This window comes from Ornithinibacillus liuyingii (assembly GCF_055550225.1).
This window is the reverse complement of record NZ_JBPWOS010000002.1, coordinates 139450-151856: the sequence shown is the minus strand read 5'-3', so window position 1 is coordinate 151856 and position 12407 is coordinate 139450. Positions and strand designations below refer to the sequence as shown.

Genomic DNA, 12407 nt, shown 5'->3' with positions numbered 1-12407 from the left:
AAGATATTCTTTCAACTCACCTACACTCACCCCATCTACTCCACTTGCACTTTTATTGCGATATACATGCTTATAGGCTTGTGGTTCGGATTCGGTTCATATACTTATTGCTTAAAATCTCTTCTAAAAGTTCCACACTTGATTCTTTCTTTCACGTGAAGGTAAGAAACTTCTCTTTTGAGTACCCTCCGAGATACGCTCATACTTTCCTCATTAACACATTCAGAAATATATCTACCGTACATTTTATGACGTAGAAAACACTATAAATTGTTCAGCCTTTCATGATTTCGTCACTACTATTGCATCGGCTGACTTCTCGCTATAAACTTTTAAGACCAGCTTTCTTTATATGGAACTCCTCAGTTGTCCGCGAGTCCCTCAGGGTAAGACAACTATCTTCCTCTTTTACTCGATAGGGTTAAGCACATCTTTCAGACTTTGACTTGTTTTGAAGTCTTTTCCACCAATAGAGCCTTGGTATCAGATTTCTGTTCGTCGAGCCATGATATTGATACACGCATCCTTCTGCCCTTACCTCGCGATAAGAACCTTCGTTTCTTATAGTGGTTAGTTGATGGGTACCCCACAGTGGACTTTCACCAACCACTCAGGTAGTCGTCATGCCTGACGCACACTAAAAAGAAATAGTCCCGTTTGGGGCTATTTCTTTTTAAATAATACCTTTTACAAGGGGGAAGGTAACTGTAATTCAAGGTATCCTTTCCATTCGTTTCCATAAGTATCTACTCTTTCTCTTAGTATTTCATTATTAAATCTAACATTTGAACCTGATTTCACTGCTCTAATTACTTTTTTTTTGTTATGCGTTGTCTTCCACCAGAGAGTTCTTGATACCATGTCGAAATAAGCAGTCTTATTTCCAACTCTAACTTTATTAAAATTACGTTTATTTACACATTCATTGTCCATAAAACTTTCAATCTCATCCTTATTATTTAGATTAGATGGTATCTCTATCATCTTAAAACGTTTATCTTCAGATTCTGAGAAATAATCATAGGTTTTAATATTGTCAATTATATTATAATCGAATAATTTAGAAATTTCACCGTTAGGAATACAAACTAATACTAACGATGGATGATTATCTCTAGAGAGTTTAAAGCTATAATTATCATCTGTATATATTATTTTTACAATATATGTTAATACTGGCAATCTAGAATAATGATCTATTGATTTTAAATTGGAGACTGTAGAAATATATGGGTAATTTTTATTAACAAATGACGTTTGATTTTTTTCCACTTGAGTAGACTTAATATCCCCACTATTACCATTTGTATCAATTGTCTTTATATCTACACAAATAACTGCATCTTCCATCCGGACTCCTACATCAGAACTAACTGGGGAAGGGTATATTCCCTGAATCTCAGAATGCCATTGTGTATATATATGATGAAGTACTACTCTTTCAGCAGGTATCTTTATCTTGTTTTTCAAATCCCAAATATCTCTAAATTCAGGATAGTTCTCTTTAATTTCTTTTTCAATTAATAATAAGTCATTAATAAACTCTGATGATTCTATTACATTTCTCAATTTTTCAAAGTACTTTTTTTCCATTTCCAAAATCTCATTTTCAAAGTCATTTCTAGTTATTTCGTTATTTTGATACCCCATAAATAATCCCCACCCTTTTATACTGTAAGTTATAAGTTATAAGTTATAATTCATAATAGTTTCTATTTTATTGACTAATAATAACGCTGACAATTTTTAGCAATACTTTTCCACTATTTATATCAAAACCAATCAGCTTATGTTTCGATGACCTATCACCAGACGACTTAGATCTAATATAAATCTCCTAATCCTTTTAATGATTTAAATATGCTTCAATTCTATTATCACCTATAACCCAAAAAGAGCAAACTTTATCTTGATGGCCAATAAATTCTAATTCATATTTTTCAAGTAAGCTAGAAGCTCAACTTGTTCCTCTATATTAAATTCCTCTTGTTGCTTGATTTTCTTATCTAGAACAGCGAATAAGCCATCTTGCTTACCCATTTTTTCATTTTTAGTTATATTAGAGATATTAATTCCAAAGAAAAGATTAGCAGATTCAACTTGAAAAGGAATGTTGTCAGGATGGTTGGAATATAAATTTTATATTCCAATTCTAACTTTGCTATCCTCTTCTTTTGAAATCAATTGTGATATATCATAGTAATAACTCAGATACGTAAGAAATTGTTTTTTTAAATCTTCTTTCTCAAGCATTGGAGCCATAATCACCGGATAACTTTTATTAAACTCAAATATTACTCGTCTTCCATAACGTTCATCATCTCCAAGATCTTCGCGCCCCTTTATTTTTGCCTTTAATACTTTTGATATTTTTAGTTCATCTATTATATCTAATATATTCATTAAGAATTTATCATTACGAAAAATCTCATACTTAATAATATAATTATAAAGATCTAAGTTCTCAATAACTAATTCATAATATCTCTCACGCTCATCAGCATTACTAGTATTGTCCATAATATATTGAGCTCCGAGTATACTTTTATAAATATAATTCTCCCAATCAAACTTTTTTAGTACCACATTATTAAACTTACTAATTCCTTCTTTAACCTCAGGATAATGATTTAAAATAAACTCTCTTTTTTGTGTCAAAAGTAAAGAATGCCAAAATCTCTCATCTAAAACTAGTTCTCTATCCATATCTAAATAAGATTGAGAGATTACATGAAATGCTTTAAGGAATTTTTCTCTTTTTTCTTCTTCACTTCCCTTTCCTAAATATATTGGAAAATCAGGGGCCTCTCTAATATAGACAACCTCGTTAGAAAAATAATCATCATTTAAGTTTATTCTATCTTCTAAAAAATCCTGGTATAACCCAACAAATGACTTATAGCCTTTTGCTAATAATCTAATTTCCATCAGTAACTAACCCTCCTAATGCAGAAGTGTATCTTTCAATAATACGATCAGAAATCCAATATATGACTTCATCAATATTATCCATATTCACTTTTGTAACCTTCTTTTTCCTCATCAAATTATAAAGTTTCAAATCTAGGGACCCGTCCGGTTCATCTAAGCTTTCTAAATCAACATCTCCATCTTCGCTATTATTTAATATAAAGGTATGTAGAGCTTTAGATAAACCTGTATAGATATAAGGGTTATTTAGTACATTACTTTTGGGAAGATGGTTAAATTGATATTCCGGTTTTTTATAATGAATTATGATGGTTTCTTGTCCAAGCTCAATCTTTATATCAGATTTCAAATTCTCATCTACCTTTTTTTCAAAAAGATCAAAAGGTTTTGTAATACTACCATCAAATACAATTACATTTGAATATCCTAATAATGAAAACTTAGGAACATTCAATTCTTCTTTAAATTGGATGTAGAATTCAGCCAAATCATTATTGTCAGCAAAATTGACATCTTGTAAAGCTTGTATATGTAATTGGATGGAAGTACGTTTATTAAGGGATATACGAGATTTATGAATTCTCACATTTCTTTGTCCTGGCTCTAGTCTAAAAAATTTATTATCCTTAGATTGGATAATTAAGATTAATTGGGCCTTCCTTCTCTTTAATAGACTAATTATAAATTCAGAATCAATCTCATAAGTAAAGTCAAAATGAAAGCAATCTACATTCTCACTTACATTTACATCCAGGTCGAAACCACCCGCTTCATAACTGTGAGATGTGTTGGATAAGACAGGGTATGGAAAGTTAGCATCTTTTCGATAAATCACTTATTACACCTCCACATAATAAACAAACTTCAAAGATCGATTGAACGTATTCTTTAGCTTTAACTTGAGCTGAGCAACTCCATTTTCAATTTGGACATTTTTAATTACATTTTTATTAAAATCACAGGATTGTCCAGCATTAATGTCTATAATTTCCTGATAATTGTCCTGTATTTTAAATTCATTTTTATATTCAGTACCCATCCCATCGATAATCGATAGAGAAATATCACAAACTTTTGCTGCACCTAGTTGATCACTTTTGGCAAAATCGAATTTAATCAATTCTTTATCATTCAAAATTACCCTTTCTACTATCTCTGGATGCGCACTATACCGCTCTTTTCCTTCTGCAATTGTGTTATCAAATTCATCATTGCTCCTTTGCCATTTTAAGGGATCACGTTTTCTCTTAGTAAGATCTTTCTTATTATCTACTTTTTGCCCATTATCTACTCTTTTATTACGCTTTTCCTTTTTTGACTGCTTCCCGGTAGTCTTCACTAGAGTCTTACCTTTATTTATTTTGACAGTACCTAGTGAATTCTCTAAGTCTTTCTTAAATTGGGTTTCTACCACATAGAGAATATCTTCTGTATTCATTGGACCATCTGTAGGATTGTTTTTCTTTATTGCCTCCTCAATTACCTTAGCAATCTCCTTTGATAGATTATTTATAAACTTCTTAGCTAGCCTTTTTAACTTTGCATCGTTAAAGTGGTCTTTAGTCAGCTTCGTGTGTGATTCATTTTCAAGCGATTTTAAATAGGCATCTTCATTAGGGCCACCTATTAATACTGCATTGAATGGTTTAGTAGCATTTCCTTTAACCGTAAAGTCCTCGATCTTCATCCCAATCGTTCGTACAACCGCTACTCTCCCTTTTGGAATTCTTTCATCATACGTAAAATAAAGATTAAAATGAAAGTCCTCTTCTCCATTTGATACAACGATCTCCTCTGAAGGCGCATTCAAATATGTATCTAGATACAAAGGAGTAAATTCCTTTTTTGCCTCCGTAATATCTTGGTTATAATACGCTTGATCTCTCACATAATTTAATATTGTATCTTTTGAAACTACTTTCTCATTCACATGGACTTCCAACTTATTGTTTATAATCGATATAAAGAAACTATCACAAATACTTTTAATGATGGACCTTTCGTCATCATAATCTGCTCGAAAATATGGGATTATGATCTTTAATCCTCTTGTATCTTTTTTAAATACGTCATGGAAGTGATTCTCATATGGATAAAACTTCGAAATATTATTTCCTAAAAGCTCAATATCAGTAAAATAGCCGGTAGATCTAAAAGCCTGACCCTCATACATATGCTCAATCAATTGTACTGTTCCGCCTAAATGTTGTTCCCCATTCTCATCACAGTTAGCAAAATACATAACGTGCAAATCAGATGCAGCATTCGAAGCAATTTTACCAATACCATGAGATCCTCCCCTTGAAACCTCTACTTCATTATTATCCTCTTCAAAGTGAACCCCTTTATTGTATGCATAAATACCCCATGTATCTTTTTTGGAGTTGCTCTGTCCATTTTTTGCACCTGTTAATCCCCTAGTGTTTATATCTTCAAAAGATATATATCTAACATCTTCCTGATTAATCTTCATTTTCATATGATTAATTGTTTCATTTGTGTAATTGTTACGTCCTTCAAGATTTAAAATTCGTTCTATTACATCTTCAATCCCAGGGATATCATTCTTATTAATACTTCCAGTTTTTATTTTCAAGACTACCGGTCCTTCAGCGTGTAACAGACGACCATCAAGTGAATTTTGTATGTTTTCTCTCGTTAATCCATTTACTCCCATATCATGAAACCACTCTAACGATTTATTAAAGCTAGACTCCTCTATATTTGGGATTGGTGAGAATTTCCATTTTCTACTTTTTAGCTTTTCTAATTGCAAAGTTATCACCCTTTCTATTAGTTTCATAGACTTTTTCAAATTAGACTTCAATACATATATCCAAATTCGATTTTTGTCTAAAAAATTTTAGATTGTTAAAATTTTCTTGTTATGTAGTTATTTTATCACAGATTAATTGAAAATCATGAACGAAATCGTGATAAATGAACTAGTAAATTATCGTTTCTAACCAAAAAGACATTTTAAGACTATTTATTTCGTTGCAATATTACAATAAAATTAAACATAAATATGTAAGTTAATAACAAATACTGACAAATCTACATAAGGCCCAACATAGTAAACCCTTTTTATGATTAGCATACGAAATTAGAAATAACATACTTTCCGTTTTTATATTCCCTATTCTTCTATTGTGGTAAATTAATATTAACAAAATACATAGTAATATAGTGGGCAATTAGGAATTCACTTTATAATTTATACTAATATTGTTAATTAGCCATAAAATCAATGAAATTTGGGATTATAACCAAGATGCTCTCCCTTCCGGTTGAAGTAATCGTTATCTTTAGAATAAATTATACTTGCTAGACTTAAAGTTTATATTATTATAAATAGGAGGTTCACTATGCTGACGATAAAAGACCATATTGGAAGAACAGTTCCATTACCCCACCCACCAAAACGAATCATCTCCCTAGTCCCAGCTATCACCGAAACGATGTACCACCTAGGACTAGAAGATAAAATCGTTGGACGCACACGATTCTGCATTCATCCAAAGGACAAAGTCCAACAAGCAATAAACATTGGGGGAACAAAGGAAATTAAGCTTGACCGCATTCATGATTTAAAGCCTGATCTTATTATCGCGGAAAAAGAAGAGAATACGAAAGAGATTGTCGAGACGCTTGAGCTGTTTTACCCTGTCTTCGTCTTTGAAGTGAAAAGCATTGCAGATGTTTATCGGATGATTGCTGATTTGGGAAGATTAACCGAGCGAGAGGCGGAATCTACCAATCTAGTAGAAGGAATTCAACACGAAATCTCACATCTACCAAATGTAAAGGGCAAACGCGCTGCCTATGTCATTTGGCAAAGACCGTACATGGTCGTGGGAAAAGACACATACATTCAATCGTTACTTACGGAAATGGGCTTTACTAACCCCTTCACAGCGCTGGAAGGCAGATATCCAGCAGTCACAGAAGAAGATTTTCGCCAAGCAGAGCTTGATTTCATCTTATTAGCCACCGAACCATACCCATTCCGGGAAAAACATATAACAGAATTTCAAGCGATGTTACCCGATGTAAAACCAGTCATTGTCGATGGGGAGATGTTTTGGTATGGGGCTAAGATGATACAGGCTGCTGCTTATTTTAGAGAAAAGTTCTCAGGATAATGAAAGAATAATCTGTTTATTCGTGGTAAAATGTGATGATAAAGGAGTGAACATCCTATGCACTGGAAAAAATACGGAATACTTTTACCACCCTTTCTCATCATTGCTGTTCTATTGGGAATTTATCTTCCTATAGGTCAAAAATATTTCGCAACACTAGTAGTCCTATTATTTTGGGTATTCTACTATGCTGGGTTTTTATCGAGAAGAAGCGAGGAAAAGATAATTCCGAATCCTAGATGTTCCATTTTGTCTAGCATTTACGGAAAATTCCATATCCTTTATAAAAAGAAGTAACCGCCCCAGATTCAGTGGATAGCGATTACTTCTTTTTTCATCACACATCAAAATGACCAACCACTATTTAAATGGCTTGTAGTGACTAGGTTAGCGCAGAAAACTGACAGCCCTATCTAACACCATCAAGAAAATTCACCCCAATAAAAATTCCAGCACATCTCGATAAACAACCGCATTCTCCACCTCGTTCAACACCTCATGCTTCATCCTCGGATACACCTTACTCGTAATATGCTTATACCCCACTTTTCGCAAAGAACCTAAAGAATCCTTCAACCCTTTCGCTCCACCTGTAATCGGATCCTCAGCCCCAGCGATACTAAGAATTTTCAGCTCTGGATTCCTGCATTGATATTTGTGAAAGCGATGGAGCTCACGATCGGCGCTAAATACCGTTAAGGTGGCACTGTTTTGATATTCATAATTACACAAAGGATCAAGAAGATAATTCTCGATATTTTCCTCATTATAACTAAGCCAGGAATTGTCCTCGCTATTGCCACCCATATCACGGAGGATTTTACTATAGCCATGCTTACCAGAGAAAAACGAAAGCACGCTACCAATCATAAGAGCAAGGCTAACCCCTGGTACATAATTAGCGGTTCCACTTAATACTAGCTTCTTTATCTCATGATCATGCTCCTGCAGATAACATCTAGCAAAGATAGACCCAAGGGAATGACCAACTAAATAAACATCCTGATTAGGAAACCGCTTTTTCACATAGCGCGTAATAAGAAGCTGGTCTGCCACAATCTCTTCCACACCATTCATATACCCTAATGGATAATCCTTACTAACAGAATAACCATGCCCCCGTGTATCGGAAATAATGACAGTTAGCCCATGCCTAACCAAATAGTTAGCAAAATCATAATACCGTTCCTTATGCTCGTTCGCACCATGAATTATTTGTACTATTGCTTTTGATTTCTTAGTATGTTCTTGCGGGGCGGGCTCATTTTCTTCCACTTTGGGCTCATCTTCGCGCAGAACGGGCGCATCTTTCTCCACTTTGGGCGCATCTTTCTCCACTTTGGGCGCATCTTCTCGCAGAACGGGCGCATCTTCTCGCGGGACGGGCCTATCTTCCTCCTCTTCGGGCTCATTCTCTCGCCGGATGGGCGCATCTTCCTCCTCTTTGGGCTCATGTATCTGCCGCACGGGCACATCTTTTCGCGGGACAGGCCTATCTTCCTCCTCTTCGGGCTCATTTTCTCGCCGCACGGGCGCATCTTCCTCCGCCTTGGGCCTATCTTCCTCCACTTCAGGCTCATCTTCCCGCCGCACGGGCGCATTCTCCTCCTCTTCGGGCGCATCTTCCCGCCACACGGGCGCATCTTCTCTCACTTCGGGCTCATCCTCTCCCCACACGGCCACATATTCTCCCGAAGCAGGCTCATACTCCCGCAGACTAACTGCCTCAAACAACGCTACAGATAATTCTAGCCCATCCTCCGCGGTTAACTTAAATTCTTCCATCAGTTCATCTTCCTTATGACCGTAATAAGACATCCATCTATAGTATGAGAAGAGAATAATTACCTCATTCGTGGTAAACTAAAACACATCAATAACTCGGAGGAACAACAATGGAAATCTCATTAACCACATGGAAAGCATTAGTAGAAAAGAAACTAAATAAAAAAGTCCTCATCAAGATGATTTGGAATGATGAGGAGAAAATGACCTTATTTATAACACCAAATATGAAAATTAACTCATTTCTTTACGACGAAAAAGAGGGCTATCTTTTTTATGATATTGCCGGAAACCTGGTCGATTACCCCATTCCGAGCTACCTACCAGAAAAAGATTTAGAGAATGGATACATCACCAAGCCAAGCTCCCTAACCATTAACCAACAGCCCTTGACCAAAGAAGATATGGAATTTTTAAAAACAAATATATCCTAACCCCGCCCTGCTCGAAACGGGCTATTAAGCGAGAGAATCATGATTAATTGTTCATTTAATTCTTCAGCGGATGATTGGTAATCCTGTCGATGCCATTCCATTAACAATCCGAGGATGGCATTGGACTGGTAGCTAATTAAATAATCGATATGTACTGTACTATCCGGTACTAGCTTTGACTGCTCAAGTGATTCTTGTATAAACGAACGAACCGTATCAAAAAGCAAATAATAATACATCATCGGAATCTGTCGGTCAAAGACAATTTGATAAAAGGATTGATATTTTTTCACATGATGGAAAATTTGGATCATGTCTGCACTCATTTTTTCTATGTTAAAACTTGTTTTAAGATACGGTTCCTCGTAAGCCCGTCTAAAATCATCCACAATCACTTCTAAATAGCGCTTAAATACTTCATGCACATCTTTGTAATGCGAATAGAATGTCCCACGATTAATCTGTGCTAAGCGGCATAACTCCGCTACCGAAATATCCTCTAAAGGCTTCTTTTTCAATAATTCCAACAAAGCATGGCGTAAACTTTCCTGCGTTTTGATCACTCTTAAATCATGTTTCAAATTTTTTCACCCCTAAAATCAACATATGCTTCCTAAAGTGTTGACTAATCAACGTTTTTCCGACTTTTCGTTGTTTGTTAATCACGAAGAGCTGTCGTATAATTTTACTGTACACATGTTCATTATTTTTGACAAGTATAGGAGGAGATTACATGAAATTAAAAGACAAAGTTGCCGTTGTAACTGGTGCAGCATCTGGAATGGGGAAGGCTATTGCAGAGCTTTATGCTAGTGAAGGTGCTAAAGTGATTGTTGCTGATCTAAACCTGGACGGTGCGGAAGCGGTTGTAAGCGGTATCAAAGAAAACAGTGGAGTAGCGAAGGCTATTCAAGTAAACGTCGCAAAACAAGAAGACATCGATAACATGATTGACACAGCAGTAAATGAATTTGGAACATTAGACATTTTAGTTAACAATGCTGGTATTATGGATGGCTTTGAACCTGTTGGCGATATTTTGGACGAGCGTTGGGATTTAATTTTCGACATTAATACGAAGGGTGTTATGCGTGCCATGCGCAAAGCCATTCCTATTTTCTTGGAAAAAGGAAAAGGCAACATCATCAACACCGCTTCAACAGGTGGCATGAATGGTGCCCATGCTGGTGCAACATACGGAGCCTCTAAACACGCGGTAATTGGTCTTACTAAAAATACCGGCTACATGTATGCACAAAAAGGCATCCGCTGTAATGCAATAGCTCCAGGTGCAGTGGAAACCAACATTTCTGCATCCATGAAAAACATTAACCCATTTGGAATGGAGCGCACCAAACCAGTCCAAGGTGTTATCCCACGCATTGGAAAACCTGAAGAAGTAGCACAAGTTGCATTATTCCTAGCATCCGACGAATCTAGCTTTGTAAATGGTACAGTCATCACTGCAGATGGTGGATGGACCGCAGCATTTTAATTCATTTATACATGGAAAGAAATCGCGCGAAGTAGTAGTAAAACTTCGCGCGAGAATATTACTAACTCGCGCGAGATTCATTCCTTTTCGCGCGGGAATCACTTAAACTCGCGGCACTTTCTTCCCTTTTCGCGCGAACCTTATCCTATTTCGCGCCACATTCACTACCCCGCGCGATTTCTCCACAGGCTCGCGCTTTTTTTACTTCTCCCCGCGCGAACTCTACTTTCCGTTCTCAATCAAACTTACTCTCGCGCGACTTTCTACCCTTTTCGCGCGAGAAACCCCTTAACTCGCGACACTTTCTCCCATTTTCGCGCGACTCCCATCACTTTTCGCGCCACATTCACAATCCCGCGCGATTTCTCCCCAGGCTCGCGCTTTTTTTACTTCTCCCCGCGCGAACTCTACTTTCCGTTCTCAATCAAACTTACTCTCGCGCGACTTTCTACCCTTTTCGCGCGAGAAACCCCTTAACTCGCGACACTTTCTCCCATTTTCGCGCGACTCCCATCACCTTTCACGCCACATTCACTACCCCGCGCGATTTCACTCCAGGCTCGCGCTTTTTTCACTATTCCTCGCGCGACACTTATCCTTTCTCGCGCGAAATACACCTACACCCGCGCGAGCCCAAGCCTACCCACACACTCTACAAATCTACCAACTCCACAACCTTCGCCAATTCCTTCCCTAAATACTCTGCAACCGCAAGCATTCCATATACCCCACCGTTTGCTTCTGCTTCGCTATTATAATTTGTATTCGTATTAATATCATAGGTAAAAATATTGCCATCTTTATCCTCAATAAATTCAATTCCAGCGATATGAATATGATTAGCTGCTAGTAGTTGTTCATATTTTTCGATGATCGGGTGGTTAAAGCCTTCTCTTATCTGGAATTTTGCTGGTTGGGAGCTTTCTTCGCCTACTGGGCAGAAGAGATCATCTATTGTGCATGCGTCTGCCGGACATAATTCAAAGCCTTCCGAAGTATCAACGCGAACAGCATAGAGAAATTTCCCTCCAACAAATTCACAACGAGTGATAAAAGAGTCCGGGGACTCGATATAATCTTGAAGTAATGTAATGCCATCCACTGGTTCTTCAAAGCTATCCCCATCTAAATATTGCTCTAATGCCTCCACTGAAGTGAAAAGTTGTACACCAAGCCCTTTCCCTGCTCGGTTATGCTTGGTAATAAATTTCTTTCTTTCAAATGTCTTCGCTGCCTTTAAAATGTCAGCTTTTCCTACTGCGGCAATCGTTCTCGGGGTCTTAATTCCGAATTTCTCAAGCTCCAAATATTGTAGGACCTTACTTATTTCTAGCTGGAGCACACGACTTCCATTAATGACGACCCTGCCATGATGCTCCAACCAGGAAAGAACCGCACTTGTTAATTCTGGGGCAAAGCGATGTCCCCTTGTATGGGAGGAGGCGCTCATACGGCTATAAAAAACTCCTTCAGGTGGAACGGAGGTAAGGTCCACCGTGCCATGTACTAGATTCCAATCTTCATAGGGTAAATCTAACTCTTCCAATCGCTTGAATAAATGCTCTGTCCATTCACTATTCTCATGTATCACATAAATTTTACTCATCATAAAAACCC

The 12407-nt window shown here is 36.8% G+C and carries 10 protein-coding genes; 3 read left to right on the top strand and 7 right to left on the bottom strand.

Annotated elements, in window-relative coordinates; genetic code table 11:
* Nucleotides 1-687 precede the first annotated feature (687 nt).
* The 4 genes from ACSKT4_RS03645 to ACSKT4_RS03630 all read right to left on the bottom strand — a co-directional run bounded on the left by ACSKT4_RS03645 (nt 688) and on the right by ACSKT4_RS03630 (nt 5707).
* Nucleotides 688-1650, bottom strand: a complete 963-nt coding sequence (locus ACSKT4_RS03645) for a hypothetical protein (protein WP_339216315.1) — start codon at nt 1648-1650, stop codon at nt 688-690.
* A gap of 489 nt (nt 1651-2139) precedes the next feature.
* Entirely contained in the window at nt 2140-2928 is a 789-nt protein-coding gene (locus ACSKT4_RS03640; RefSeq protein ID WP_339216317.1) for a DUF6339 family protein, read from the bottom strand.
* Nucleotides 2918-3766: a hypothetical protein gene (locus tag ACSKT4_RS03635; RefSeq protein ID WP_339216319.1), complete on the bottom strand. Its 849-nt coding sequence runs from the start codon at nt 3764-3766 to the stop codon at nt 2918-2920. The genes ACSKT4_RS03640 and ACSKT4_RS03635 overlap by 11 nt, the downstream gene beginning before the upstream one ends.
* A 3-nt stretch (nt 3767-3769) precedes the next feature.
* On the bottom strand, nt 3770-5707 hold the full coding sequence (locus tag ACSKT4_RS03630) for a hypothetical protein (protein ID WP_465822837.1): 1938 nt from the start codon (nt 5705-5707) through the stop codon (nt 3770-3772).
* Between the two features lie 592 nt (nt 5708-6299).
* On the opposite strand from ACSKT4_RS03630, the gene ACSKT4_RS03625 reads away from it, so the two are divergent.
* The gene (locus tag ACSKT4_RS03625; RefSeq protein ID WP_465822835.1) at nt 6300-7076 is read left to right on the top strand and encodes an ABC transporter substrate-binding protein; all 777 of its coding nucleotides are present in this window, start codon (nt 6300-6302) and stop codon (nt 7074-7076) included.
* Between the two features lie 432 nt (nt 7077-7508).
* On the opposite strand, the gene ACSKT4_RS03620 is transcribed toward ACSKT4_RS03625, so the two are convergent.
* On the bottom strand, nt 7509-8669 hold the full coding sequence (locus ACSKT4_RS03620; protein ID WP_465822834.1) for an alpha/beta fold hydrolase: 1161 nt from the start codon (nt 8667-8669) through the stop codon (nt 7509-7511).
* A 302-nt stretch (nt 8670-8971) separates the two neighbouring features.
* Here ACSKT4_RS03620 and ACSKT4_RS03615 point away from each other — a divergent pair, with 302 nt between their 5' ends.
* Entirely contained in the window at nt 8972-9295 is a 324-nt protein-coding gene (locus ACSKT4_RS03615) for a hypothetical protein (RefSeq protein ID WP_465822833.1), read from the top strand.
* Here the strand turns inward: ACSKT4_RS03615 and ACSKT4_RS03610 are convergent.
* Nucleotides 9292-9876 (bottom strand): TetR/AcrR family transcriptional regulator, encoded by a 585-nt coding sequence (locus ACSKT4_RS03610; RefSeq protein ID WP_343457780.1) that lies wholly within the window; start codon nt 9874-9876, stop codon nt 9292-9294. The genes ACSKT4_RS03615 and ACSKT4_RS03610 overlap by 4 nt on opposite strands.
* Before the next feature lie 152 nt (nt 9877-10028).
* Here ACSKT4_RS03610 and ACSKT4_RS03605 point away from each other — a divergent pair, with 152 nt between their 5' ends.
* Nucleotides 10029-10790, top strand: a complete 762-nt coding sequence (locus ACSKT4_RS03605; protein ID WP_343457779.1) for an SDR family oxidoreductase — start codon at nt 10029-10031, stop codon at nt 10788-10790.
* A gap of 652 nt (nt 10791-11442) precedes the next feature.
* Here ACSKT4_RS03605 and ACSKT4_RS03600 read toward each other — a convergent pair.
* On the bottom strand, nt 11443-12396 hold the full coding sequence (locus tag ACSKT4_RS03600; protein WP_465822832.1) for an ATP-grasp domain-containing protein: 954 nt from the start codon (nt 12394-12396) through the stop codon (nt 11443-11445).
* Nucleotides 12397-12407 lie beyond the last annotated feature (11 nt).

What these genes read in the sequence shown, in the direction of transcription:
- ACSKT4_RS03645 (WP_339216315.1), bottom strand. Translation starts at nt 1,650, where the DNA reads ATGGGGTATCAAAATAACGAAATAACTAGAAATGACTTTGAAAATGAG.
- ACSKT4_RS03640 (WP_339216317.1), bottom strand. Translation starts at nt 2,928, where the DNA reads ATGGAAATTAGATTATTAGCAAAAGGCTATAAGTCATTTGTTGGGTTA.
- ACSKT4_RS03625 (WP_465822835.1), top strand. Translation starts at nt 6,300, where the DNA reads ATGCTGACGATAAAAGACCATATTGGAAGAACAGTTCCATTACCCCAC.
- ACSKT4_RS03615 (WP_465822833.1), top strand. Translation starts at nt 8,972, where the DNA reads ATGGAAATCTCATTAACCACATGGAAAGCATTAGTAGAAAAGAAACTA.
- ACSKT4_RS03605 (WP_343457779.1), top strand. Translation starts at nt 10,029, where the DNA reads ATGAAATTAAAAGACAAAGTTGCCGTTGTAACTGGTGCAGCATCTGGA.
- ACSKT4_RS03600 (WP_465822832.1), bottom strand. Translation starts at nt 12,396, where the DNA reads ATGAGTAAAATTTATGTGATACATGAGAATAGTGAATGGACAGAGCAT.